25 protein-coding genes and 1 pseudogene are annotated in these 23,761 nt (G+C 69.9%); 14 read left to right on the top strand and 12 right to left on the bottom strand.

Annotated features, from left to right (window positions below):
- Positions 1–537, top strand: a complete 537-nt coding sequence (locus OOK40_RS09950; protein WP_266478448.1) for an arginine repressor — start codon at positions 1–3, stop codon at positions 535–537.
- An 18-nt stretch (positions 538–555) separates the two neighbouring features.
- Here OOK40_RS09950 and OOK40_RS09955 read toward each other — a convergent pair whose 3' ends face one another.
- From OOK40_RS09955 to OOK40_RS09990, 8 genes are all read right to left on the bottom strand, one after another.
- Positions 556–1,332 (bottom strand): FAD:protein FMN transferase, encoded by a 777-nt coding sequence (locus OOK40_RS09955; protein WP_266478450.1) that lies wholly within the window; start codon positions 1,330–1,332, stop codon positions 556–558.
- Complete coding sequence (locus OOK40_RS09960; RefSeq protein WP_266478452.1) at positions 1,332–2,156, bottom strand: FMN-binding protein; 825 nt, start codon at positions 2,154–2,156, stop codon at positions 1,332–1,334. Before OOK40_RS09960 ends, OOK40_RS09955 begins: the two co-directional genes overlap by 1 nt.
- Before the next feature lie 38 nt (positions 2,157–2,194).
- Complete coding sequence (locus OOK40_RS09965) at positions 2,195–3,526, bottom strand: ferredoxin reductase family protein (RefSeq protein ID WP_266478454.1); 1,332 nt, start codon at positions 3,524–3,526, stop codon at positions 2,195–2,197.
- A 147-nt stretch (positions 3,527–3,673) separates the two neighbouring features.
- A complete protein-coding gene (locus tag OOK40_RS09970) occupies positions 3,674–4,423 on the bottom strand; it encodes a L,D-transpeptidase (RefSeq protein WP_266478456.1) in 750 nt (249 codons plus the stop codon).
- Between the two features lie 55 nt (positions 4,424–4,478).
- A complete protein-coding gene (locus OOK40_RS09975) occupies positions 4,479–5,063 on the bottom strand; it encodes a pyridoxamine 5'-phosphate oxidase family protein (protein WP_266478467.1) in 585 nt (194 codons plus the stop codon).
- Between the two features lie 7 nt (positions 5,064–5,070).
- Positions 5,071–5,796: an FAD:protein FMN transferase gene (locus tag OOK40_RS09980; protein WP_266479090.1), complete on the bottom strand. Its 726-nt coding sequence runs from the start codon at positions 5,794–5,796 to the stop codon at positions 5,071–5,073.
- 25 nt (positions 5,797–5,821) lie between these two features.
- Complete coding sequence (locus OOK40_RS09985; RefSeq protein ID WP_266478470.1) at positions 5,822–6,415, bottom strand: FMN-binding protein; 594 nt, start codon at positions 6,413–6,415, stop codon at positions 5,822–5,824.
- Positions 6,412–7,785, bottom strand: coding sequence for a ferredoxin reductase family protein (locus OOK40_RS09990; RefSeq protein WP_266478475.1), 1,374 nt, complete (start codon positions 7,783–7,785; stop codon positions 6,412–6,414). Before OOK40_RS09990 ends, OOK40_RS09985 begins: the two co-directional genes overlap by 4 nt.
- A 316-nt stretch (positions 7,786–8,101) precedes the next feature.
- On the opposite strand from OOK40_RS09990, the gene OOK40_RS09995 reads away from it, so the two are divergent.
- Both OOK40_RS09995 and argH read left to right on the top strand, forming a co-directional pair.
- Complete coding sequence (locus tag OOK40_RS09995; protein WP_266478478.1) at positions 8,102–9,295, top strand: argininosuccinate synthase; 1,194 nt, start codon at positions 8,102–8,104, stop codon at positions 9,293–9,295.
- 113 nt (positions 9,296–9,408) lie between these two features.
- The gene (gene argH, locus OOK40_RS10000) at positions 9,409–10,836 is read left to right on the top strand and encodes an argininosuccinate lyase (protein ID WP_266478481.1); all 1,428 of its coding nucleotides are present in this window, start codon (positions 9,409–9,411) and stop codon (positions 10,834–10,836) included.
- Positions 10,837–10,859: 23 nt separating this feature from the next.
- Here argH and OOK40_RS10005 read toward each other — a convergent pair whose 3' ends face one another.
- Positions 10,860–11,363, bottom strand: a complete 504-nt coding sequence (locus tag OOK40_RS10005; protein ID WP_266478484.1) for an HAD domain-containing protein — start codon at positions 11,361–11,363, stop codon at positions 10,860–10,862.
- An 85-nt stretch (positions 11,364–11,448) separates the two neighbouring features.
- Here OOK40_RS10005 and OOK40_RS10010 point away from each other — a divergent pair, with 85 nt between their 5' ends.
- Positions 11,449–12,000, top strand: a complete 552-nt coding sequence (locus OOK40_RS10010) for a TetR/AcrR family transcriptional regulator (RefSeq protein WP_266478487.1) — start codon at positions 11,449–11,451, stop codon at positions 11,998–12,000.
- Positions 11,997–13,544, top strand: a complete 1,548-nt coding sequence (locus tag OOK40_RS10015) for an MFS transporter (protein WP_266478491.1) — start codon at positions 11,997–11,999, stop codon at positions 13,542–13,544. The genes OOK40_RS10010 and OOK40_RS10015 overlap by 4 nt, the downstream gene beginning before the upstream one ends.
- A 220-nt stretch (positions 13,545–13,764) precedes the next feature.
- Here the strand turns inward: OOK40_RS10015 and OOK40_RS10020 are convergent, their stop codons facing one another.
- Positions 13,765–14,427, bottom strand: coding sequence for a lysophospholipid acyltransferase family protein (locus OOK40_RS10020; protein ID WP_323136044.1), 663 nt, complete (start codon positions 14,425–14,427; stop codon positions 13,765–13,767).
- A gap of 249 nt (positions 14,428–14,676) precedes the next feature.
- On the opposite strand from OOK40_RS10020, the gene OOK40_RS10025 reads away from it, so the two are divergent.
- The 3 genes from OOK40_RS10025 (at position 14,677) to OOK40_RS10035 (ending at position 16,984) form a co-directional block, all read left to right on the top strand.
- Positions 14,677–15,843 (top strand): glycerophosphodiester phosphodiesterase, encoded by a 1,167-nt coding sequence (locus tag OOK40_RS10025; protein WP_266479092.1) that lies wholly within the window; start codon positions 14,677–14,679, stop codon positions 15,841–15,843.
- A 91-nt stretch (positions 15,844–15,934) separates the two neighbouring features.
- Positions 15,935–16,444: a sigma-70 family RNA polymerase sigma factor gene (locus OOK40_RS10030; RefSeq protein ID WP_266478497.1), complete on the top strand. Its 510-nt coding sequence runs from the start codon at positions 15,935–15,937 to the stop codon at positions 16,442–16,444.
- A gap of 36 nt (positions 16,445–16,480) precedes the next feature.
- A complete protein-coding gene (locus OOK40_RS10035; RefSeq protein ID WP_266478502.1) occupies positions 16,481–16,984 on the top strand; it encodes a GNAT family N-acetyltransferase in 504 nt (167 codons plus the stop codon).
- A gap of 6 nt (positions 16,985–16,990) precedes the next feature.
- Here the strand turns inward: OOK40_RS10035 and OOK40_RS10040 are convergent, their stop codons facing one another.
- Together OOK40_RS10040 and OOK40_RS10045 are read right to left on the bottom strand one after the other, a co-directional pair.
- Complete coding sequence (locus OOK40_RS10040) at positions 16,991–17,422, bottom strand: hypothetical protein (protein ID WP_266478506.1); 432 nt, start codon at positions 17,420–17,422, stop codon at positions 16,991–16,993.
- 2 nt (positions 17,423–17,424) lie between these two features.
- The gene (locus tag OOK40_RS10045) at positions 17,425–17,784 is read right to left on the bottom strand and encodes a hypothetical protein (protein ID WP_266478509.1); all 360 of its coding nucleotides are present in this window, start codon (positions 17,782–17,784) and stop codon (positions 17,425–17,427) included.
- A 56-nt stretch (positions 17,785–17,840) separates the two neighbouring features.
- Between OOK40_RS10045 and OOK40_RS10050 the strand changes: the two are divergent.
- The 6 genes and pseudogenes from OOK40_RS10050 to cbiE form a co-directional block, all read left to right on the top strand.
- Positions 17,841–18,227, top strand: a pseudogene (locus OOK40_RS10050) (HAD-IA family hydrolase); the annotation flags it as partial.
- Positions 18,228–18,621: 394 nt separating this feature from the next.
- Positions 18,622–19,695 (top strand): methionine ABC transporter ATP-binding protein, encoded by a 1,074-nt coding sequence (locus OOK40_RS10055; protein ID WP_266478511.1) that lies wholly within the window; start codon positions 18,622–18,624, stop codon positions 19,693–19,695.
- Positions 19,692–20,363 (top strand): methionine ABC transporter permease, encoded by a 672-nt coding sequence (locus OOK40_RS10060; protein WP_266478514.1) that lies wholly within the window; start codon positions 19,692–19,694, stop codon positions 20,361–20,363. Before OOK40_RS10055 ends, OOK40_RS10060 begins: the two co-directional genes overlap by 4 nt.
- 77 nt (positions 20,364–20,440) lie before the next feature.
- Positions 20,441–21,301, top strand: a complete 861-nt coding sequence (locus tag OOK40_RS10065) for a MetQ/NlpA family ABC transporter substrate-binding protein (RefSeq protein ID WP_266478518.1) — start codon at positions 20,441–20,443, stop codon at positions 21,299–21,301.
- 104 nt (positions 21,302–21,405) lie between these two features.
- On the top strand, positions 21,406–22,098 hold the full coding sequence (locus OOK40_RS10070; protein WP_266479095.1) for a GNAT family N-acetyltransferase: 693 nt from the start codon (positions 21,406–21,408) through the stop codon (positions 22,096–22,098).
- 102 nt (positions 22,099–22,200) lie between these two features.
- Entirely contained in the window at positions 22,201–23,433 is a 1,233-nt protein-coding gene (gene cbiE / locus OOK40_RS10075; RefSeq protein ID WP_266478522.1) for a precorrin-6y C5,15-methyltransferase (decarboxylating) subunit CbiE, read from the top strand.
- Positions 23,434–23,761 lie beyond the last annotated feature (328 nt).

Genomic DNA, 23,761 nt, shown 5'->3' on the forward strand with positions numbered 1-23,761 from the left:
ATGACCGACGCGCAGGACACCGAGCACGGCGGGCCCGCCGTACCCCAGACCCGCATGGCCCGCCACCGCCGGATCGTGGACATCCTCAACCGGCAGCCGGTGCGCTCGCAGAGCCAGCTGGCCAAGCTCCTCGCGGACAACGGACTGAGCGTCACCCAGGCGACGCTCTCCCGGGACCTCGACGAGCTGGGCGCGGTGAAGATCCGCAACACCGGCGGCGAGCTGATCTACGCCGTGCCCAGCGAGGGCGGCTTCCGCACCCCGCAGGCGCCGCTCGGTGAGTCGGCGAAGGAGGAGCGGATGCGGCGCCTTTCCTCGGAACTCCTCATCTCCGCGGAGGCCTCCGCCAACCTCGTGGTCCTGCGTACGCCGCCGGGCGCCGCGCAGTTCCTTGCCTCGGCCATCGACCAGGCCGAACTGCACGACATCCTCGGCACCATCGCGGGCGACGACACGCTGATGCTCATCAGCCGGGACCCGGCGGGCGGCCAGGCGCTCGCCGACCATCTGCTGCGTCTGGCTCAGAACGACCGCTGAGGCAGGCGGGTCCGGTCGTCAGACAGCCAACTTCGCCGTGTGGCGGGCGAATCCGCTGGTCCGCCACGTGCTGCCGTCGGCATTGACCGCAAAGCCCTCGGTGTCGGGCAGCTCCTCCAGCCAGTCCCGGGCCCGCTCGCCCATGGCGTACGCGGCGGTCGCCCGGGCGTCCGCGTGGGTCAGCCCCGGGCAGACGACTGTCATCGACGCCAGGGGCTCGGCGGGTGGCCGACCGGTGTGCGGGTCGAGAATGTGGCAGCCGCGTTCGGCCGGGCCCGAGGTGGCGACGGCGAGGCCCTCGTCGGCATCGATCACCGTGAGCAGCCCGCCCGGGTGCAGCGGGTCGCTGACGCCCACCCGCCAGGGGCCGCCGTACAGCTGGATGTCGCCGCCTCCGTTGAGGCAGACCGAATCCGCACCGGAGGAGGCGAGCATGCGGACCGCGCACTCCACCGCCCAGCCCTTGACCAGGCCGGTCGGATCCAGCTCTCCGGCGTAGCGGGCGGTGAACCAGCCCTCGCTCTCCCGCTCGGCGGCCGCGCACAGATCGAGTACTTCGGCGACCTCCGTGACGCAGTCTCCGAGCGAGAGTTCGCCGCGGGCGAGCCGGCTGAGCTGGCTGCCGGGACGGTAGGTCGAGAAGGTCTCGTCCACACGGTGCAGCCCCGCCACGGCGGCGGCGAGTCCGGCGCGCACCCTGGGTGAGGCGCCGGCCTCGGCGATACGGATGTCGAACGAGAAGACAGTCCCCATGGAGTGCTCGACATGGCGCAGACGCTCACGGCTGTCGGGCATCACAGACCGGCCTTGTCGAGCGCGCTCTGCAGGGACTTGATGTAGCCCTCGCTGGTGTAGCTGGCCCCGGAGACGGCGTCGATCTGTGCGCTCTGCGCCGTGAGTGCTGCCTGGTTGAGCTGGGGGACTGCGGTGGCGGCGATCCGTCGGCTGTTGGCGTCGGAGTCGGGAGCCTTGACGGCGTCGGCCGCGGTGACCTTGCCGCCGCTGACCGTGATCCGGACCTGCACCGGGCCGTACTGGGTGTCGGCCACATTGCCGAGGACGGTCTTCGCCGCCGGGGCGCCACCGGAGCCGGAACCCGAGCCCGAGCCCGGGTTCGAGCCGGAACCTGAGCCCGAGCCGGCGGTCTCACCGGAACCCGAGCCCGAGCCGGAACCGGCGGTCTCGGCACCGGAGCCCACCGCCGCCGCCTTGTCGAGCGCGCTCTGCAGGGACTTGATGTAGCCCTCGCTGGTGTAGCTGGCCCCGGAGACGGCGTCGATCTGTGCGCTCTGCGCCCTCAGCACAGCCTGGTTGAGCCGGGGGATTGCGTCGGCGGCGATCTGTCGGCTCTTGGCCTCGGCGCTGGGCGCCTTCACCGCCTGCGCCCCGGTGATTCTGCCGCCGCTGAGGGTGAGCTGGACCTGGACGTCGCCGTACTGCGTGCCGGCGCTGTCACCGAGCACCGTCCGTCCCGCCCCGGCTCCGTTTCCGGCGGACGCCGAGCCGGCGGGCGGCACCTGCGAGCCTGCCTGCGACGACGCCTCCGCCACGCTGGTGCCAGGCTGCTTCAGCGCGAGCAGAAGGACGACAGCAGACGCGGTGGCGGCGGCGCCGATCATGATCCGGCGAAGTGGATGTTTCCTCTTCAAGGACGGCCTCACATCTCGAAGGACTCGTGGTGGATCCGGCGGGACGGCACTCCCGCTGCGCGCAGTGCCTGGTACGACTCCTCGGCGAGGCCGGGCGGCCCGCAGAGATAGACGTCGTGCTCGTCGATGTCGGGCAGCACTTCCTTCAGCCGCTCGGAGGTGATCTCGGGCCGGGCTCCGTCCGGACCGTTTACCGCGTACATCAGCTGTGCGTCCCGGCGCTCAGCGATCTGCTGGAGCTCGCTCCAGAGCGCCAGGTCCTGCTTCTTGCTGGCCCGGTAGAGCAGCGTCAGGTCGCCCGGGCCGCCGGGCAGCGTCTCGAACAGTGCCCGCAGCGGGGTGATTCCGGCGCCGCCCGCGATCAGCAGCACCTTGTTGCGGCTCCGGCGGCCGGCGGTCATGGCTCCGTACGGCCCCTCTGCCCAGATCCGCGTCCCCGGCTCCAGCCGGGACAGGGCAGTGCTGTGCTTGCCGACCGCCTTGACGGTGATACGCATCAGAGTGGGGCGGGGCGCCGCGGAGAGCGAGTACGGATTGGCGCTCCAGCGCAGCCCCTTGGTGAGGAACCGCCAGCGGAAGAACTGACCCGCCTCGGCGCCGAGCCGGTGCAGCCGCCGCCCGGTGATCAGCACGGAGACCACACCGGGTGCCTCGTCCACGGTCGACTCGACCCGCATCCGGTGCCAGAGATTGAGCCGGACGGGCGCCAGGACGCGGTACCAGACCAACAGCGCGCCGACCGCCCCGTACAGCACGTACCAGACGTTGCGCACCGTCGGGTTCCCCACGAACTCGGCACCCGTCGCCAGCTGGTGCCAGAAGGTCAGATACACCGCGACATAGGTGAGAAGGTGCAGGTAGTACCACGTCTCGTACGCCATCCGCCGACGCACTGCCCCGGCCGAGACGAAGCCGATGAGCAGCAGGAGCCCGGTGCCGATCGCCGCCTTGATCATTTCGGGGAAGTCGACGACGACGGTGACGGTCTGCTCCACGAGGCCCGTACGGGCCTGGACGGCGTACCCCCAGACGGTCAGCACGACATGCGTGACGATCAGACTGATCGCGTAGCGTCCGCTCATCGCGTGCCAGCGGGTCACCCGGTCGGAACCCACCCGCCGTTCCAGAGCCGGGACGCGTGCCATCAGCAAGACCACCAGCGCGATCACGTATCCGCCCAGCAGGCCGGTGATCCTGCCGGCACCGATCAGCCACTCGGCGGTGGTCATGTGCACCACCGCCGTGTTCTGCCACCACAGGGACAGGACGGCCACCGCCCCTGCCCAGGTGACGGCCAGCAGCGCCGCCGCCGGGTCACGCCGCGGGCGGATCGCACGCATGGTCTGACGCCTTGCGGCCCGACCGGTCTGCAACATCACCACGGCTGCTCCTCGCCTGTACCACTTTCGCGTACGGGGATACGCAAACGAGGCGCGTGGAGTTCAACTCGAGGGGCGCTTGAGCAATCTGTGGCTCGGTCGCCCCGGTCAGTAGCGCGTGAGAGCCGTGCGTCCAGAAGCGGTGCCGATGGCGATGTGCGGGTTGCGGTGCCGGTCGGCCCAGGCCAGGATCCGGCTCATGGCCGCCTCGGGCACCGAGACACAACCGGCCGTCGCGCCGCGCCCGTTGACGTGCAGGAAGATCCCGGCGCCGCGGCCGCGCACCGGACGGTCGTAGTTGAAGCCGATGACCATCGCGTGGGCGTACTGCGGGCGGTAGGCAGTCAGATGCTCGGACTCGGCGGCCCGGCAGTCCGCGGGCAGTGACTCCACCCAGCGGTTGTACGCGCGGGACGCGGTGTCCTGGCACCACCAGGACGTCTTCGTCACGCGGCGATACGTGTACGCGGTCCCGGCGGGCGCCGCCTCGATCCCGAAGGCGTACGGCAGCCGGTACAGCCCGGTCGGCGTGGTGCTGGTGCCCTGCTTGCGGAGGGCGCCCTCGACCAGTCCCTTCGCGCCGAACCGCGCGACTGCCGATCCCGCGACCACCCATCGGCCGTCACCGCGGCGGTCCCACCAGGTCACCGTGCCCGTGGTGGAGCCGGGCCGCGCGGCCTCGGCGGTGATCAGCTGGGATCCGCCGCCGGTGTCGGCCATCCGCGCGGGCAGCGGCGCGCGGACAGGCGTGTGAACCGGCGTGTGAACCTGCGCGGCGCCGGCCGATGCGGAGAGCACGAAAGCGACCACGAAGGAGACGACGAACAGAACAGGACCGAGGAGAGAAGCCTTGCGCATAGGGGCGACCGTATGCGCTCCCTGCCCCGGCGGCAGCGCCATTGGTCCGTACGGCTCAGGGCGTCGGCGGCAGTGGCAGGGGGAGCCCCGGAAGTCCGTCCATGCTGCTGGCGATGTCCGGCTTCTTCTCGAAGTACGCGCTGAGCGACGCGTCGTCCTCGCGCGAGAACCGCCGGCCGTGCGTCTCACGGTCCCCGTCGTACGTCATGTAGGGCACCGCGAATCCGCAGCTGTCCCGGACGACTTCGGCCCGTACGACGATGATGGCGCGCAGCCCGTGCGGGGTGGTGTCGATGTCCGGGAAGTGCGCCAGCAGCTCCTTCCAGCGCGGATCGTCCCGGAAGACGGGCTCGCCGTGGCCGTGCACCCGCACGATGTTCGGCGGCCCCTGGAAGGCGCACCACATCAGGGTGATGCGGCCGTTCTCGCGGAGGTGGGCGATGGTCTCGTTGTGGCTCCCGGCGAAGTCGAGGTAGGCCACGGTCCGGTCGTCGATGACGGCGAAGGAGCCTGTCAGACCCTTGGGGGACAGGTTGACCGTCCCGTCGCCGGACAGCGGCGCGGTCGCGGTGAAGAAGAGGGGCTGTTCCTCGATGAAGGTGCGCAGTCGGCCGTCTATCCGTTCGTAGAGCTTTCCCATGCCACGATTATCCGTACCGACGCCAGCCGTTGGTGCTCCAGGTCGTGCCCCCGGCCGTAACGGCGTACGCCTCGGCCCCGGGCAGCGCCTCCAGCCATTCGCGAGCCTCGGTTCCCATGGCGTATGCGGCCGTCGCCCAGGCGTCCGCGTCGGTCAGCCGCTCGCAGACCACGGTCACCGAGGCGAGTGCGTCCGCCGGGGTCTCGCCGGTACGGGGGTCGACGATGTGGCAGCCGCGTTCCGCGGGGCCGGACGTCGCCACCGCGCACATGCCGCTGCCCTCCACGACGGTCGCAAGTCCCCCGGGGGCCAGCGGATCCGTCACGCCGATCCGCCAAGGGCGGTCCGGTGCGGGAGCGCCGTACAGCTGTACATCGCCGCCGCCGTTGACGCATACGGCAATGGCGCCCGCCTCGGCGATGAGCTGCGCGGCCCGTTCCACCGCCCAGCCCTTCACCAGTCCGGTCGGGTCCCAGGAACCCGCGTACGAGGCGGTGAAACTCCCGCCGCTGAGCAGCTCGGCGCGCTCGCAGAGCCGCCACACCTCGGTGACCTCCGGGTCGCACTGAGGCAGGGTCAGTTCGCCCCTGGCCAGCCTGCTGACCTGGCTCTGGGGGCGGTAGGTGGAGAACACCTGGTCCACTTGGTGCAGCGATCGCACGGCCGACGCGAGGGCAGCGGGGACCCCCTCCTCGTCGGCGCCTCGTATGTCGAAGGAGAACACGGTGCCCATCGCCTCCTCGACATGGCGCAGGCGCTCAGGCACCGGCCTTGTCCAGAGCACTCTGCAGGGAGCCGATATAGCCCTCGCTGGTGTAGCTGGCGCCGGAGACGGCGTCGATGTCCGCGCTCTGGGCGGACAGGGTCCGCTGGTTGAGTGTGGGGATCGCCGTCGACGAGATGTCGCGGGAGCGCGGCGTCTCCGACGGCGACTGCACGGCGGAGGCGGCTGTGATCCGGTCGCCGGACAGAGTGATCCTTACCTGCACCGGGCCGTACTTGGTCTGCACCGTGCTGCCCGTCACGGAGCGGGTGGTGACGGTCTGCTTGGCGGGCGCGGACGGCGGCTTCGATGCGCTGCGCGTCGCCGTCGGCGCCTTGGTCTGCGGGCCCTTCGAGGCGGACGCAGCGGCCGGCTTCGACGCGGAGGGCGAGGGCCGGGCACTCGCCGAGGCCGTCGTCGTCGGGGTTCCCGACGGCGCGGGAGCCACAGACCGAGTGGGATCAGCCGCCTGTACGGAGGTGCCGGGCACGGTGTGCGGCTTGAGCGCGAGCATGAGTACGACGCCCGAGACGGTTACCACGGAGCTCAGTACGACCCGGCGCAACGCGCCCTTTCTCGTGGTGCTCACAGTTCGAAGATCTCCTGGTGGATGTGACCGGCCCGGACCCCGGCCTCGCGCAGCGCCTCCCGGGCGGCCTTCGTCATCGCGGGCGGACCGCACAGATAGACGTCGTGCCGGGTGATGTCGGGGACCACCTTCTGCAGGGTGGACGCGGTGAGGCGGGCTCCTCGCCGGCCGTGCACGCTGTCGACCGAGTAGTACAGCCGTGCGCGGCGGGCGTCGGCGATCGCCTCAAGCTCGCCGCGCAGTGCCAGGTCCTGCTCGGTGTGGGCCCAGTAGAGGAGTGTCAGATCGCCGGGTCCGGCCGGCAGCGCTTCGAACAGAGCCCGCAGCGGGGTGATCCCCACCCCGCCGGCGACCAGGAGCACCTTGCGGTGCCTGCGCCGGGCCGCGGTGAGTGCGCCGTACGGCCCCTCGGCCCACACCCGGGTCCCCGGGCGGACCGCGGCGAGGGCGGCGCTGTGCCCGCCGGCGGCCTTGACGGTGATCCTCATCAGATCCGGCCGGGGCAGGGCGGACAGCGAGTACGGATTGGCGGACCAGCGCAGCCCCTTGGCCATGAAGCGCCAGCGGAAGAACTGGCCGGGCTCGGCGCGCAGCTTGTGCAGCCGTTTGCCCCGGATCAGCACGGACAGCACGCCGGGCGCCTCGGCGACGACGGCCTCGACGCGCATGCGATGACGGAGGTTGAGACGTACAGGAACGAGGATCCGGTACCAGAGGACCAGCAGTGCCACCCCGCCGTACAGCACGTACCAGGCGGCGCAGGCGGCCTTGTTGCCGAGGAATTGAGAGCCGTTCGTCAGCTGGTGCCAGAAGGTCAGATAGAGCGCGGCATAGGTGGTGAGGTGGAGGTAGTACCAGGTCTCGTAGCTGACCCGGCGGCGCACCGCACCGGCCGAGACCAGGCCGACGACGACGAACAGCGCCGTGCCGACGGCTGCCGTGATCATGTCCGGGTAGTCCAGGACCAGGGTGACCGTCTGTTCCACCATGCCGGTGGCGCCCTCCGTCGCGTACCCCCAGACGATCAGGAAGAGATGGGCGAGAACGAGGCTGAGGGTGTACCGGCCGCCCATCGCGTGCCAACGGGCGATGCGGTCGCTGCCGACCCGGCGCTCAAGACCGGGGACCCGGGCCATCAGACCGACGAGGACGGCACAGCCGTAGCCGGCGAGGAGCCCGGTGATACGGCCCGCGCCGATGATCCACTCCGAGTCGCCGACGACAGCGGGGGTGCTGCTCCACCACAGGGCCAGTACGGCGGCGGCGCCGCCCCAGACGAGGAGCAGGACGGGAACGGCGGGAGAGCGCCGTCTGCCGTGCAGAGATGCGGCATACCGGCGTGCGGTGCGTGCGCCGTAAGCCGTGGACATGGGGATCTCCCAGTACGTGCTGCCTGCCGCCGGGTGCCGCAGAGCATGTGTGCGCGGAAGCCTGCACCCGGGACATTCCGAACGGGGCGGGTTCCGCGAATTGGACGCTGGGGGACGCCGTGCGGAGGTATGACCGCCGGGCGATCGTAGGCGCGCCTGCCGGGACGGACAACCGCGTGCGCCCGATGTGCCACAGAAAGCGGAATATGCCGCGCCGTTTTGTGGGTGTGGCGCGCGTCGCGGGGACCGCGTTGACGAAACATACGGACTAGTGCATAGTTATGCCTATCGTTGAATGCACCGTAAGGAGAAACCCGTGACCGAGCGCGTCGTACTCGCCTACTCGGGCGGCCTGGACACCTCCGTCGCCATCGGCTGGATCGCCGAGGAGACGGGCGCCGAGGTCATCGCCGTTGCCGTGGACGTCGGCCAGGGCGGCGAGGACCTGGACGTCATCCGCAAGCGCGCGCTCGCCTGCGGTGCGGTGGAGGCCGAGGTCGCCGACGCCAAGGACGAGTTCGCGGACGAGTACTGCCTTCCGGCGATCAAGGCCAACGCCCTCTACATGGACCGCTACCCGCTGGTCTCCGCCCTCTCCCGGCCGACGATCGTCAAGCACCTCGTCGCCGCCGCCAAGAAGCACGGCGCCGGCATCGTCGCCCACGGCTGCACCGGCAAGGGCAACGACCAGGTGCGGTTCGAAGCCGGTATCTCCGCCCTCGGTCCCGATCTGAAGTGCATCGCCCCGGTCCGTGACTACGCGATGACCCGGGACAAGGCGATCGCCTTCTGCGAGGAGAAGCAGCTCCCGATCGCGACCACCAAGAAGTCGCCGTACTCCATCGACCAGAACGTCTTCGGGCGGGCCGTCGAGACCGGCTTCCTGGAGGACATCTGGAACGGGCCGATCGAGGACATCTACGAGTACACCTCGAACCCGGCGGTGCAGCGGGAGGCCGACGAGGTCGTCATCTCCTTCAAGGAAGGCGTCCCGGTCGCCATCGACGGCAAGCCCGTCTCCGTCCTGCAGGCCATCCAGCAGCTCAACGAGCGGGCCGGCGCGCACGGCATCGGCCGGATCGACATGGTCGAGGACCGGCTCGTCGGCATCAAGTCCCGTGAGGTGTACGAGGCGCCGGGCGCGATCGCGCTGATCACCGCCCACCAGGAGCTGGAGAACGTCACGGTCGAGCGTGAGCTGGCGCGCTACAAGCGGCAGGTCGAGCAGCGCTGGGGCGAGATGGTCTACGACGGCCTGTGGTTCTCCCCGCTCAAGCGGGCCCTGGACGGCTTCATCAACGAGGCCAACCAGCACGTCACCGGCGACATCCGGATGACCCTCCAGGGCGGCCGCGCCGTCGTCACGGGCCGGAGGTCCGACGAGTCGCTGTACGACTTCAACCTCGCCACCTACGACTCGGGCGACACGTTCGACCAGTCCAAGGCGCAGGGCTTCATCGAGCTCTTCGGCCTGTCGTCGAAGATCGCCGCGAAGCGCGACCTCGCCTGATTCCATACTTGTACCAAGCCGCCTCCCCGTTGCTCCGCGGCGGATGGGGGTCCCCCCAGGCCCGCCAGGGCCTAGGGGGAGTTGCACATCCACCCTCAAGAGGAGCTTCAGCTGTGAGCAGCAACAACGGTGACGTCCGGCTCTGGGGCGGCCGGTTCGCCGACGGTCCTGCCGAGGCGCTGGCCAAGCTGTCCGCGTCGGTCCACTTCGACTGGCGTCTCGCGCCGTACGACATCGCCGGTTCCCGGGCGCACGCGCGCGTGCTGCACAAGGCGGGCCTGCTCACGGACGACGAGCTCCAGCGCATGCTGGCCGGGCTCGACCAGCTCGAAGCGGATGTCGCCGACGGGTCCTTCGTGGGCACGATCGCCGACGAGGACGTGCACACCGCCCTCGAGCGGGGCCTGCTGGAGCGCCTCGGCGCCGACCTCGGCGGCAAACTGCGGGCCGGGCGGTCGCGGAACGACCAGGTGGCCACTCTCTTCCGGATGTATCTGCGGGACCACGCCCGCATCATCGGCGGCCTGATCGCCGGCCTCCAGGACGCGCTGGTGGGTCTGGCAGAGGCGCACCCGGACGTCGCGATGCCCGGCCGTACGCATCTTCAGCACGCACAGCCGGTGCTCTTCGCCCACCACGTCCTGGCACATGTCCAGTCGCTGTCCCGGGACGCTGAGCGGCTGCGGCAGTGGGACGAGCGGACCGCGGTCTCCCCGTACGGCTCGGGCGCCCTCGCCGGTTCCTCGCTCGGCCTCGACCCGGAGGCGGTCGCCGCGGACCTGGGCTTCGAACACGGCTCGGTGGGCAACTCCATCGACGGCACGGCCTCGCGGGACTTCGTCGCGGAGTTCGCCTTCATCACCGCGATGATCGGTGTCAATCTGTCGCGGATCGCGGAGGAGATCATCATCTGGAACACGAAGGAGTTCTCCTTCGTGACCTTGCACGACGCGTTCTCGACCGGGTCGTCGATCATGCCGCAGAAGAAGAACCCGGACATCGCGGAGCTGGCGCGCGGTAAGTCGGGCCGTCTGATCGGCAATCTGACGGGCCTGATGGCCACGCTGAAGGCCCTGCCGCTCGCGTACAACCGCGATCTGCAGGAGGACAAGGAGCCGGTCTTCGACTCCTGCGACCAGCTGGAGGTTCTGCTCCCGGCCTTCACCGGCATGATGGCGACGCTGACGGTCAACCGCGAGCGGATGGAGGAGCTGGCCCCGGCCGGTTTCTCGCTCGCGACGGACATCGCGGAGTGGCTGGTCAAGCAGGGCGTGCCGTTCCGGGTGGCGCACGAGGTGGCGGGGGAGTGTGTTAAGGAGTGCGAGGCGCTCGGTATCGAGCTCGACCAGCTCACGGACGCGCAGTTCGCGAAGATCTCGCCCCACCTGACCCCGGAGGTCCGCACGGTCCTGAACGTCCACGGCGCTCTGGCCTCGCGAAACGGCAGGGGCGGCACGGCGCCTTCGGCGGTTGCGGTGCAACTGGCTGAGCTGAAGGCGGACTTGGCGGTCCAGCACGCGTGGGCCACTGAAAAGGAGTAGGAGCCTACGCCGCCGCGTGGCGCCTATGCCGCCGCCCAGTCCGCGAGCGCGTCGAAGTCCGGCCGGGTCAGCCCGATGCCCTCATTGATGCGCAGCAGTAGGGCGGCGGCGAGGTGGTGTTGGTCCACCCATTCGCGGTCCAGGTCGGTGATGTCGTCGTCGACCCAGGCGAACGGCCGCCCCGCCGCGTACTCCAGGATGTACTGCGTCTTCCAGAAGGTCCCGCGAGGGGCCTTTCCGTGCATCTGGGGCCAGTCGATGAACGGCAGTTCGGGCAGGCCGAGATGGGGACCTATCCACTCGTTCGCCTCGCCCTTCCAGGTGGTCGCCCAGACGAGCTCGTACACGTCGGCCAGCGCCAGCAGCTCCACCCCGTGCTCCGGGTTGAGCCAGACGCGCAACGGCTTGCCGTCCGTCCAGCCGGACGGCCGCATCCGGTGGGTGCGGTATCCCTCCGGTCTGCGCTGTGCCCGCGCCGCGTACGGATTGAGCGGGCCGTCGATGTCGATCAGTAGCAACGGCTTCATGCGCACATGCTCTCTTTTCCGCGTCGGATGAGGCGACGCAATATCGCGTGAGACATTCATGTCTCACGTGGGCTATGGTTGTCTCATGACTCTCGACCGGGACCAGGTGCTTCGCGCCGCCGCCGCCCTCCTCTCCCGCAAGTCCACCGCCACCATGGACGAGGTCGCCCGCGCAGCCGGTATCGGTCGGGCCACCCTCCATCGGCACTTTGCGGGGCGGGACGCGCTGGTCAAGGCCCTGGAAGCGCTCGGCATACAGGAATTCGAGGCCGCGCTCGACCGGGCGCGGCTCGACGAGGGCGGGGCGGGGGACGGGCTGCGGCGGCTCATCGCCGAGATGGAGCCCGCCGCCGATCTGCTCGCGTTCCTCGTCACCGAGAACCAGCTCTTCGAGGGCGAACAGGTCCACGAGGGCTGGGCACGGCTCGACGCCCGGGTGTCCGCGCTCTTCAAGCGCGGCCAGGAAGAGGGCGAGTTCCGGATCGACTTGACGCCCGCCTGGCTGACCGAGGCTCTCTACGGCCTCATCGGTGCCTGCGCCTGGTCCGTCATGGACGGCCGCGTCGCCAAGAAGGACTTCCAGTACATGATCGCCGAGCTGCTGCTCGGCGGAGCACGACGGAGTGTGGAGAAATGAGCAGCACCGTCCAGCGCCCGAGCCGGACGGACGAGACCCTGTACCGCCCCGGGCGCTGGATCGCGCTGGCGGTTCTGGTGCTGGCCGTCCTGCTGGTGGCCGTGGACGCCACCGTTCTCGGCCTGGCCACCCCGTTCCTCAGCGAGGACCTGAAGCCCTCCGGCACCCAGCTGTTGTGGATCGGCGACGTCTACTCGTTCGTCATAGCGGGCCTGCTCGTCTCCATGGGCAGCCTCGGTGACCGGATCGGCCGCAAGAAGCTTCTGCTGGTCGGTGCGGTCGCGTTCGGCGCCGTCTCCGTCCTCAACGCGTACGCCACCACCCCCGAGATGATGATTCTCGCTCGCGCTCTTCTCGGCGTCGCAGGCGCGACCCTCATGCCGTCGACCCTCGCGCTGATCCGGAACATCTTCCACGACCCCAAGGAGCGCAGCCTCGCCATCGGGATCTGGGGCGCGACGGCCTCCGCCGGTGCGGCGGTCGGGCCGGTCGTCGGCGGCTTCCTGCTGGAGCACTTCTGGTGGGGCTCGGTCTTTCTGATCAACCTGCCCGTGATGGCCGTTCTGGTGCTCGTCGGCATCAAGCTGCTGCCGGAGTCGAAGAACCCGGTGTCCGGGCCCTGGGACCTGATCAGCGTCGCGCTGTCCCTCGTCGGCATAGTCGGCGTCGTATACGGCATCAAGGAGGCAGCGACCCACGGCCTCACCTGGGAGGCCGGTGCCGCGGCCCTCATCGGGCTCGGCGCGCTGTACGGCTTCGTCCGCAGGCAGTTGACGCTGCCGGCGCCGCTGCTCGACATGAGGCTGTTTCGCCACCGGGGCTTCTCCGGCGCGGTTCTGGCCGACCTGCTCACCATCCTCGGGCTCTCCGGCCTGGTGTTCTTCCTGTCCCAGTTCCTGCAGCTGGTCCAGGGCAGGGAGCCGTTCGAGGCCGGTCTTGCCGAACTGCCCGCCGCGATCGGCGCGGTGGCGACCGGTCTGATAGCGGGCACCGTCGCACGGCGGTTCTCCGTACGGTCCGTGGTGGCCGGCGGGCTCGCCGCCGTGGGCCTCGCTCTGGCCACGATGACGATGATCAGCCAGTCCACGGGTTATCCGCTGCTCGGAGCCGCGCTGCTCTTCGTCGGTGTCGGCGCGGGATTCTCCTTCACCGTCACCGCCGACATCATTCTGTCCAGCGTGCCCAAGGAGCAGGCCGGCTCAGCGTCCGCGGTGTCCGAGACGGCCTACGAACTCGGGGCGGCCCTCGGCATCGCACTGCTGGGCTCCGTCGTCACCGGTGTCTACCGTGACTTCGCCACCCCTCACGGCGTGCCGTCCCAGGCGGCATCCGCTGCCCACGAGTCGCTCGGCGGGGCCGTCGATGCGGCGGGCGCGCTGCCCCAGCACCAGGGTGCGGCCCTGGTCGGCGCCGCCCAGGAGGCGTTCGTCGACGGGCTGCGGTTCGCGACGGGTGTGGGCGCGGCGGTGCTGCTCGCCACCGCGGTTGCCGCTTGGTTCCTGCTGCGCGGCCAGAAGCTCGAGGACGGCCTCGAACACCCCTAGAGGAAAGGCCGGACCCCACGCCGGGTCCGGCCCACCTAGGTCCTGTTCGGCCGATCTTGCCGGGCTCGCGTGCCCTGGCACGCACGCTCGCTGCGTTGTCGTCAGTCGCCGACGCTCCGCGTCGGCTCCTTCCTCCGCCTTGCGATCGCACGCACCAGACCCCGCTCACTGATCCGGCCTGATCGACCGAACAGGACCTAGCCGCAAGGCCGTCAGGCCGTCACGCCGCCTTCGCCTTCGTTGCGTACATGTCCACGTATTCCTGGCCGGACAGCTCCATGACTTCCGTCATCACCGAGTCCGTCACCGCCCGCAGCACATAGCGGTCGCGGTCCATCCCGTCGTAGCGCGAGAACTCCATCGGCTCGCCGAACCGAATCGTCACCCGGCCCGGCCGCGGCAGACCCGCGCCGCCCGGCTGGAGCTTGTCCGTGCCGATCACCGCGAACGGGACCACGGGCGCACCGGTCATCAGGGTGAGCCGGGCGATGCCCGTACGCCCCCGGTACAGGCGGCCGTCGGGGGAGCGGGTGCCCTCCGGGTAGATGCCGAAGATCTTGCCCTCCTCCAGCACCCGACGGCCGGTCATCAGCGCGGCCACACCGCCGTTGGCGCCGTCGCGGTCCACCGGGATCATGCCGCAGCCGGTGAAGAACCAGGCCATCATCCGGCCCTTGACGCCCTTGCCCGTGACGTACTCGTCCTTGCCGATGAAGTAGACCGGACGGGCGCACACCAGCGGGAGGATCATCGAGTCGATGAACGTCAGATGGTTGCCGGCGAGGATGACGGGTCCGGTCCCCGGGATGTTCTCGGCGCCTTCCACGCGGGGGCGGAACATCAGGCGCAGGATCGGTCCTAGCACGGCCTTGATGATCGACAAGCGGGACAACGGGTCCTCCGGTGTCATACGGCGGTGGCGTGGGGGCGGACGGTAACGGCGGCGAAGTCTGTGCAGGTGAGGACCATACTCGCGGGTCGCACCTGATCGCACATCGGGTTCACGGAGCGGATACGCAGTGTTGACGTGAATTTTCGCTGCGTTCGTCCACGGTCTGCCGCAGGTAAGGCGCGGCTGCCTACCATCGGGCGATCGCTTGGCAGGTGCGGGACATCACACGGAGGAATGTCGATGACACAGGGTGCGGACAGAAGTCCCGGACGTCGGACCGTCCTGGGCGCGGCGGTAATCGGCACTGCGGCTCTCGGTGTCGGCGGCCTCACCGCCGGAACTGCCGAGGCCGACGAGCGCCAAGTGAGCCATGACGGACACGGTTCGTCGTACAGGGATCTGCCCTCCCCCACCATCATCGGCCACCGCGGCGCCAGCGGCTACCGGCCCGAGCACACTCTCGGTTCCTACCAGCTGGCACTGGACCTCGGCGCCCATGTCATCGAGCAGGACCTGGTGCCCACCAAGGACGGCCATCTCGTCTGCCGTCACGAGAACGACATCACGGGTACCACGGATGTCGCCGCCCACCCGGAGTTCGCCTCCCGCAAGACCACCAAGTCCATCGACGGCGTCAGCCTGACCGGCTGGTTCACCGAGGACTTCACACTCGCCGAGCTCAAGACGCTGCGCGCCAAGGAGCGGATCCCGGCCATCCGTCAGGAGAACACCCTCTACGACGGCCGCTGGACGATCCCCACCTTCGAAGAGGTGCTGCGCTGGGCCGAGAAGGAGGGCCGCCGGCGCGGCCGTCCCGTATGGCTCCATGTCGAGACCAAGCACCCCACGTACTTCCGCGGTCTTGGCCTCGGTCTCGAGGAGCCGCTCGCCCGGCTGCTGCGCAGGTACGGCCGCGACCGCCGCAACTCGCCCGTCTTCCTTCAGTCGTTCGAGCCGAGCAGCATCCAGCGGTTGGCGAAGCTCGTGTCCTCGCCGCGCGTCGTGCTGCTGTCCGGCGCGAGCAGCCGCCCGTGGGACTTCGTCGTGGCGGGCGACCCGCGCACGGTCGCCGACCTGGTCAAGCCCGAGGGACTGCAGTGGATCGCGTCCTACGCGCAGGGCATCGGTCCCACCCTCGACCTGATCATCCCGAAGGACGCGAGCGGCAAGCTGGGCACGCCGACGACGCTGGTGGCCGACGCGCACGCCAAGGGCCTGATCCTGCACCCCTACACGATGCGCAACGAGAACGCCTTCCTGCCCGCCGACTTCCGGCGCGGCACCGACCCGAACGCCTATGGCGACGCGTTCGGTGCGTTCAAGATCTACTTCGAGACCGGCATCGACGGCATCTTCACCGACAACGCCGACACCGGACTGCTTGCGGCCGCCGACTTCAACGGCTGACCGGCGGCCGCACACGAGGCCCGGCCGCCCGTACGGGTGACTGTGCCGTCGCACGGCAACCGCCGCCGTGCGACGGCACGTCCCGCCGGTCATGACGCTTCTCGAAGAACTCCGTCCGCTCGTGAGCGCCGAGGCGACGGCCGAGGCCCCCGCCGCCGCGATAGAGGCCCGCGATCTCGAACAGGCCGTCTGGGTGCGGCTGCTCGAACGCCTCGACGGAGCCGGCCCGCCGCCGGACGCCGCCCGCTGGGTCAGGTCGGCCGTACGCGCGGAGGCGCGCCGCGCCAGGCGCACCGCGGCCCGGGAGCGGCCGTACGGTCCGGAGCCGTCGGCGGACCCGGCGGGCGGCCCGGAAGGGGCCGCGCTGTGGTCCGAGCGCCGCCGTGCCCTGCGCGATGCGATCGCCCGCACACCGGGCAACTGCCCGCGGCTGCTGACTGCGATGCTGTCGCCCGACGACCCGACCTACCGCGAAATCGCAGGGGAGTTGGGAATCTCACAAGGCAGTCTGGGGCCGATGCGTTCCCGTTGCCTGGGATGCCTGCGCAGAATGCTGACGGCAGAGGTTGCGGCTCCTGAACCTGGGGGAAAGGAGCGGTAGACAACCGGCGGACAGGTGAGCGGGAGGCATGCGCACATGGGCATGAGCGTGACCATCTCAGCGGCAAGAGCACAGGACGCGGAGCAGATCCTCAAGCTGCAGTATCTGTGCTACCAGAGCGAGGCCGAGCTGTACGGCGACTACGGAATCGAGCCCCTCACCCAGTCCCTGGACGACCTGCGGGCCGAAATAGCCCAGGGGCACGCGCTGGTGGCCAAGCTCGGCGACGAGGTGGTCGCCTCCGTGCGCGGCAGCGTCGACGAGGGCGGAACGGCCCGGATCGCCAAGCTGATCGTGCACCCCCGGATGCAGCGCCACGGCCTGGGAGGCCGACTGCTCGACGCGATCGAGAAGCGTTTTTCGGGCGAAGACGCCGCCAAGCGCTTCCAGCTCTTCACCGGCCACCGCAGCGAGAGCAATCTGCGGCTGTACCGCAGCCGCGGCTACGTGCAGGTCTCCAGCGAGCAGGTCGGCCCCCGGCTGACGCTGCTCACGCTGGAGAAGGAGGCCGTGGCGCGCGACTTCGCCGCGAGCGCGTAGCGGCGATCAGGCGGCGGGCTGCGCCATGTCCCTACGGGAGCGGCGCAGCCAGAGCATTCCGGTGACCGGCAGCAGCACCGGGATGAAGATGTAGCCCATGCCGTACGCCGACCAGACCGTCGAGTCCGGGAAGGCGGAAGGCTCCACCACCGTCCAGGTGCCCACGATCAGTACGCCCGCGAGCTCGGCGGCGCAGCACACCAGCGCCGCCCTGCGGGCCCGCTCCCCGCCGCGTACCAGCGTGTACGTGATGAACGCGTACACGACGGCCGCGACGGCGGAGAGTGTGTGGGCCAGCGGCGCCGAGTCGTAGTCGGTGGCGATCTGGTAGACGGAGCGCGAGACGGCGCCCACCGACATCACTCCGTACACCCAGACCAGCAGCAGCCCGGGGCCCTGGACCAGCCGGGTCTTCTTGCTTTCCGCGGTCTCGGTCATGGTCAGCCGTTCCAGATGTCGTAGAGACGCACTTCGAGCACGGCCAGGACGATCGCGCCCGCCGCGACCGTGACGGAACCCCAGCGGGTCCGCTCCGTGAGTGAGAGGAAACCCGCCGCCGGTACGGCCGCGAACGCCCCGATCAGATACGCGACGAAGATGACCGAACCCTCGTCGGCCTCCTCGCCGCGTGCCAGTTGCACGATCCCGACCAGCAGTTGCGCCAGCGCCAGCACCGACACCACGGCCATGCCGATGAAGTGCCAGTCCTTGGTGGGCTGGTCGCGAAGGGCGGCGTAGCCGCACCAGGCGGCGAGGGCGAGCGCGGTCACGGCGACCGCGACCGTCAGGGCGTCAAGCATGGCCCCGAGCGTATTACGGGCCAAAAGGCCCGATGCGCGCGGCCCCGGCCGCCGGCGGCACCGCTGAGCTGCTGGACCGGCTGCCCGCCTACCGCTGGGCCGTGGTCACCTCCGCGACCCGCCGGCCGGCCGAGGCACGGCTCGAAGAGGTCGGCATCGGCCCCAAGGTCCTCGTCGCCGCCGACGACATCACACGCGGCAAGCCCGACCCGGAGCCGTATCTGCTCGGTGCCGTCCGCCTCGGCGGCGACCCGGCGCGCTGCGTGGTCTTCGAGGACGCCCCGGCGGGGCTGACCGCGGGCCGCGCGGCGGGCATGCGGACCGTGGCCTTGGCCACAACGCACGAGCGTTCCGAGCTGTTCACCGATGTCGTCGTCAGGGACCTCTCGGCCGTGTCCGCGCAGGCCACGCATGGGGGAGTGGAGACCACGGCCGCCGGCTGAGCCTGACCGTATCCCGTCCGAATGCTGAGGCAGTGCAGTCCGTTATTCGGACAGCGCTGATCGCTTCGTACCGCTGTCTGCTTTACTTGCCGACATGACCACGACGAGCAGCCGCACCCTTGCGACCGAGGCGATCACGACGCCCGGTGCTCGTTGTATGTGTCGAATGTGCGCCAACTGAGGGCCCCTGCCTGAGCCTCGCGCCCCGAAGCGAGACCGACAGTCGAGCCGATTCCGGTGCTTCACAAGGAAGCATCGGAGCGAGCCTGCCCCGCGCCCGCGTTGCCCCCGGCCACCAGCCGAATCAGCCGTGCGGCGCCCCACTGTCCACAACCCGAATGCCCCGTGCCCGGCGGACACTTCGCCGTGCACTCGAATGTGACGGAAACCCCCTGTGATCACCACTACGGGCCTTACCAAGGTCTACGCGTCACGAGGCCGCGAGGTCTCCGCCCTGGACGGCGTCGATCTGCATGTCCGTGAGGGCGAGGTCTTCGGCGTCATCGGTCAGAGCGGCGCCGGAAAGTCCTCGCTCATCTGCTGTGTCAACCTGCTCGAGCGCCCCACTTCCGGCACCGTGACCGTGGCCGGCCAGGACCTCACCGCGCTCGCCGGCCGCGGCCGCCGCGCCTCCAGAGAACTGCGCGAGGCACGCAGCCGTATCGGCATGGTCTTCCAGCACTTCAACCTGCTGTCCTCGCGCACCGTCAAGGACAACATCGAGCTGCCGCTGGAGATCCTCGGTGTCTCCGGCGCCGAGCGCTCGCGCAAGGCACTCGAACTGCTCGACCTGGTGGGCCTCGCCGACAAGGCGAAGGCCTATCCCGGCCAGCTCTCCGGCGGCCAGAAGCAGCGCGTCGGCATCGCCCGCGCACTCGCCGGCGACCCCAAGGTGCTGCTCTCCGACGAGGCGACCAGCGCCCTCGACCCCGAGACCACCCGCTCGATCCTGCAGCTGCTGCGCGACCTCAACCGGCAGCTCGGACTGACCGTCCTGCTCATCACGCACGAGATGGACGTCGTCAAGACCATCTGCGACTCGGCAGCACTGATGAAGAAGGGGAAGATCATCGAATCCGGCACCGTGAGCGAACTGCTCGCGACCCCCGGCTCCGAGCTGGCTCAGGAGCTGTTCCCGGTCGGCGGCGAGGCCTCCGGCCCCGAAAGCACCGTCGTCGACGTCACCTTCCACGGTGAGTCCGCGACCCAGCCGGTCATCTCCCAGCTCTCGCGCACGTACAACGTCGACATCTCGATCCTCGGCGCCGCGATGGACACCGTCGGCGGCAAGCAGATCGGCCGGATGCGTATCGAACTGCCCGGACGGTACGAGGAGAACGTCGTCCCGGTCGGCTTCCTGCGCGAGCAGGGCCTGCAGGTCGAGGTCGTCGACTCCGAGGCCCCCGCCGAGCAGTTCGCCCTCCCCGCGCAGAGCACCGCCGCGCTGGTCGAGGGAGTCGCCAAGTGACCTGGTCGGAAATGCAGCCGCTGCTGAGCCAGGGCACCGTCGACACCCTCTACATGGTGCTGTGGTCGACCCTCGTCACCGTCGCGGGCGGACTGCCGCTCGGTGTGCTCCTGGTCCTCACCGACAAGGGCGGACTCTTGCAGAACACCCCGGTGAACAAGGTCGTCGGCGTGATCGTGAACATCGGCCGTTCGCTGCCGTTCATCATCCTGCTGATCGCGCTGATCCCCTTCACCACCCTGGTCGTCGGCACCTTCATCGGCCCCACCGCGATGATCGTGCCGCTCGCCGTCGGCGCGATTCCGTTCTTCGCCCGGCTCGTCGAGACCGCGATCCGCGAGGTCGACCACGGTCTGGTCGAGGCCGTGCAGTCGATGGGCGGCTCGATCCCGACGATCGTCCGCAAGGTGCTGCTGCCGCAGGCCCTGCCCTCGCTCGTCTCCGCCGTCACGACCACCGTGATCGTGCTCGTCGGCTACTCGGCGATGGCCGGCGCGGTCGGCGGCGAAGGGCTCGGCTCCAAGGCCGTCACCTACGGATTCCAGCGCTTCGAGACCCAGTTCATGCTGATCACGGTCGTCGTCCTGATCGCCGTCGTCACCGCCGTACAGCTCATTGGCGACGGAGTCGTACGACTCCTGGCACGCCGGGGCCGTACCGCTTCCTGACCCACCAGACCTTCCCCCGCACAGCCCGCACTCCTTGTCCGGGCGCCGTTCCGCTCCACCAGAAAGAGGCACTTTTCGTGCGCAAGAACACCAAGCTCACCGTGTCCGCCGCCGCTCTCGGGGCCCTCGCCCTCGGCCTCACCGCTTGCGGCACCGCGTCCGACCCGGCCGCCAGGGCCGACTCCGGCGCCAAGGCCGACCAGTCCAAGGCGCTGGTCGTCGCCGCGTCCCCGACGCCGCACGCCGACATCCTCAACTACGTCAGGGACAACCTGGCGAAGAAGGCCGGACTGAGCCTCGAGGTCAAGGAGTTCACGGACTACGTCCTGCCGAACACCGCCACCGAGAGCGGCCAGGTCGACGCCAACTTCTTCCAGCACAAGCCGTACCTCGACGACTTCAACAAGAAGAACAACACCCACATCGTCCCGGTCGTCAACGTCCACCTGGAGCCGCTCGGCCTCTACTCCAAGAAGGTCAAGGACCTCAAGGAGCTCACGTCCGGCCAGACTGTGGCCGTGCCGAACGACACCACCAACGAGGGCCGCGCGCTCAAGCTGCTGGCCGACAACGGCCTGATCACCCTCAAGGACGGCGCGGGCACCGACGCCAAGCTCTCCGACATCAAGGACAGCAAGGGCCTGAAGTTCAAGGAGATCGAGGCCGCCACGCTGCCCCGCGCCCTGAACGACGTCGACGCCGCGGTAATCAACGGCAACTACGCCATCGAGGCCGACCTCAAGCCCGCCACGGACGCCCTGGCGCTGGAGAAGGCGGAGGGCAACCCGTACGCCAACTTCCTCGCCGTCAAGCAGGGCAACGAGAAGGACGCGCGCGTGCAGAAGCTCGCGCAGCTCCTCAACTCCCCCGAGGTGAAGAAGTTCATCGAGGACAAGTACACCGGCTCGGTCGTCCCCGCCTTCGGCGCCGTCAAGTAGGGCTTGCCATAGGCCCCTTGAGCGAGGCCCGGCGCACCGCGGCAGGTGCGCCGGGCCTCGCTCAACTCGCCACCCGGCCATGCGCATCCGTCACCGGATGCTGCATGCTGTGCCTTTACGGCTACGACCCTTCTCACACGGTCTTCGGCATGGAGCTGCGCATGACTACCACCTTCCCGGACGTGTCCATCAGCACGGAGCGGTTGGTGCTGCGCCCCTTCGAAGAAGCCGACATCCCGGCGCACACCGAGATGATGAACGACGAGATGGTCACCGCCTGGACCTCTGTGCCCCACCCGTACACGGCCGCAGACTCCGACGAATGGATCCGCAGGATCGCTCCTGCAGAGCGCACCGAAGGCCGCGGAATCGTTCTGGCCGTCACCGAGTTCCTCACCCAGCGGCTCGTCGGCATCGTCCGTCTCAAGAACACCGACTGGCGCACCCTCGCCACCGAGGTCGCGTACGTCACCGCCCCCTGGGCGCGCGGCGAGGGTTACGCCACCGAATCGGTGCTCGCCGTCGCCCAGTGGCTGTTCCGCGTCCAGAAGTTCGAGCGACTGGAACTGCGCACCGCCGCCGACAACACCGCCTCGCAGCAGGTGGCGCAGAAGATCGGCTGCATCAGCGAGGGCGTCCTGCGCAACGCATGGATAGCGCGTACTCAGACCGAGGACGGTGGCTGGGCCGACATCCGCACCGATCTGATCGTCTGGAGCCTGCTCCCCGAGGACCTCGAAGGCGTCTCGGGCCGGCTGGCGGACGCGGGATACGCCTCCTTCACCGACTGGAACTGACGCCACCCGGCCACGACCCACCGCGGCCCGCTCCAGGTACTCTCGCCATGCCCGCACCTGCGGGCTGCCCCGACCTGCGACGACACCAGGAGACTGACGACGATGGCCGACCGCGTCACGGTGATCGGCTGGGACGGTTCGCCCCTCACCGCAGCGGCCAGGTCCGCCCTCTCCGCCGCCACGCTGGTGGCCGGAGCCGCGCACCATCTGGCGCTGCCCGAGGTACCGGCGGGTGCCGAGCGCATCCGGCTGGGCAGCGTCGGCCTCGCCGCCCGGCGGATCGCCGGGCACCGTGGCAGCGCCGTCGTCCTCGCCGACGGCGACCCGGGTTTCTTCGGCGTCGTACGCACCCTGCGCGCGCCCGAGCACGGCCTGGAGGTCGAGGTCGTGCCCGCCGTCTCGTCCGTCGCCACGGCCTTCGCCCGCGCCGGGATGCCCTGGGACGACGCCCAGATCGTCGTCGCACACCGCCGTACGCTGCGCCGCGCCGTCAACGTGTGCCGGGCGCACCCCAAGGTCGCCGTCCTCACCTCCCCGGGCGCCGGGCCCGCCGAGCTCGCCCTGCTGCTCGAAGGCGTGCACCGCACCTTCGTCATCTGCGAGGAACTGGGCACCGACCGCGAGCAGGTCACCGTCCTGACCTCCGACAAGGCCGCCGACCACGCCTGGCGCGACCCCAATGTCGTCATCGTCATCGGGGGAGCAGGGACCGCGGCCGTCCAGGGCGGCGGCTGGATCGCGGGCCACGAGCCCGGCTACCCGTCGGCGGTACGGGGCTGGGCGCTGCCTTCGCAGGCGTACGGACACGCGTACGGAGAAGGTCCCGGCGAGGGCGAGTCGGTGCAGCTGCGCGCCGCCCAACTGGCCCGCCTCGGGCCGCGCATCGGCGACCTCGTCTGGGACATCGGCTCGGGCAGCGGCGCACTCGCGGCGGAGGCGGCCCGCTTCGGCGCCGCGGTCATCGCCGTCGACGTTGACGCGGACGCCTGCGCACGCACCGACGCCACAGCCCGGCACGCGGGCGCCCAGCTCCAGGTCGTCCAGGGCCGCGCGCCCCATGTGCTGGAGCGGCTGCCGGAGCCCGATGTCGTACGGATCGGGGGCGGGGGAGTGCCGGTGGTGACCGCGTGCGCCGACCGGCGGCCGCAGCGCATCGTCACCCATGCCTCGACCCGCGACGAGGCGGAGGCGATCGGCGCCGCCCTCGCGGCCGGCGGCTACGAGGTGGAGTGCGCGCTGCTGCAGTGCGTCGACATGGACACCACGGCATGGGCGGAGCGGGAGCGTTCCGTCGTCTTCCTGGTCTCCGGCCGACGGGTGGAGAGCGCCCCATGACCCTGCCGCCGGACGGCGCGCGGTAGGCTGGCCGATCGTTGTACCGCACCCGGACGTTCGTCGCTTCGTTCGTCAATGTCCGGAAAATGGGGCCGCTTTGGTTCCGATATGTGGTACGTCAGAACCGGGGGAAGCGCAACGTGGCGCAGCCCACAACGGGCCGTGGCAGATCTCATGGCCGCGGCGCCGAACGGCCGCGAGAATGCTTGGAGACCGTGGGGGCATCGTGCCGCGCGGCGCACACGCTCGTTCTTGTTGACGGGCGTCAGGTGTGCCGCGATCGGGCGTCCCGGGCGACGGGCGAAGGAACACAAGCGATGGGCGAGGG

The sequence above is a fragment of the Streptomyces sp. NBC_01481 genome, assembly GCF_026339995.1.
Lineage (GTDB): Bacteria > Actinomycetota > Actinomycetes > Streptomycetales > Streptomycetaceae > Streptomyces.

Coding starts and splice junctions, on each gene's coding strand:
- OOK40_RS09950 (WP_266478448.1), top strand. CDS start 1: ATGACCGACGCGCAGGACACCGAGCACGGCGGGCCCGCCGTACCCCAG.
- OOK40_RS09955 (WP_266478450.1), bottom strand. CDS start 1,332: ATGCCCGACAGCCGTGAGCGTCTGCGCCATGTCGAGCACTCCATGGGG.
- OOK40_RS09960 (WP_266478452.1), bottom strand. CDS start 2,156: ATGATCGGCGCCGCCGCCACCGCGTCTGCTGTCGTCCTTCTGCTCGCG.
- OOK40_RS09965 (WP_266478454.1), bottom strand. CDS start 3,526: ATGCGTGCGATCCGCCCGCGGCGTGACCCGGCGGCGGCGCTGCTGGCC.
- OOK40_RS09970 (WP_266478456.1), bottom strand. CDS start 4,423: ATGCGCAAGGCTTCTCTCCTCGGTCCTGTTCTGTTCGTCGTCTCCTTC.
- OOK40_RS09975 (WP_266478467.1), bottom strand. CDS start 5,063: ATGGGAAAGCTCTACGAACGGATAGACGGCCGACTGCGCACCTTCATC.
- OOK40_RS09980 (WP_266479090.1), bottom strand. CDS start 5,796: ATGGGCACCGTGTTCTCCTTCGACATACGAGGCGCCGACGAGGAGGGG.
- OOK40_RS09990 (WP_266478475.1), bottom strand. CDS start 7,785: ATGTCCACGGCTTACGGCGCACGCACCGCACGCCGGTATGCCGCATCT.
- OOK40_RS10005 (WP_266478484.1), bottom strand. CDS start 11,363: ATGAAGCCGTTGCTACTGATCGACATCGACGGCCCGCTCAATCCGTAC.
- OOK40_RS10010 (WP_266478487.1), top strand. CDS start 11,449: ATGACTCTCGACCGGGACCAGGTGCTTCGCGCCGCCGCCGCCCTCCTC.
- OOK40_RS10015 (WP_266478491.1), top strand. CDS start 11,997: ATGAGCAGCACCGTCCAGCGCCCGAGCCGGACGGACGAGACCCTGTAC.
- OOK40_RS10025 (WP_266479092.1), top strand. CDS start 14,677: ATGACACAGGGTGCGGACAGAAGTCCCGGACGTCGGACCGTCCTGGGC.
- OOK40_RS10030 (WP_266478497.1), top strand. CDS start 15,935: ATGACGCTTCTCGAAGAACTCCGTCCGCTCGTGAGCGCCGAGGCGACG.
- OOK40_RS10035 (WP_266478502.1), top strand. CDS start 16,481: ATGGGCATGAGCGTGACCATCTCAGCGGCAAGAGCACAGGACGCGGAG.
- OOK40_RS10040 (WP_266478506.1), bottom strand. CDS start 17,422: ATGACCGAGACCGCGGAAAGCAAGAAGACCCGGCTGGTCCAGGGCCCC.
- OOK40_RS10045 (WP_266478509.1), bottom strand. CDS start 17,784: ATGCTTGACGCCCTGACGGTCGCGGTCGCCGTGACCGCGCTCGCCCTC.
- OOK40_RS10070 (WP_266479095.1), top strand. CDS start 21,406: ATGCTGTGCCTTTACGGCTACGACCCTTCTCACACGGTCTTCGGCATG.
- cbiE (WP_266478522.1), top strand. CDS start 22,201: ATGGCCGACCGCGTCACGGTGATCGGCTGGGACGGTTCGCCCCTCACC.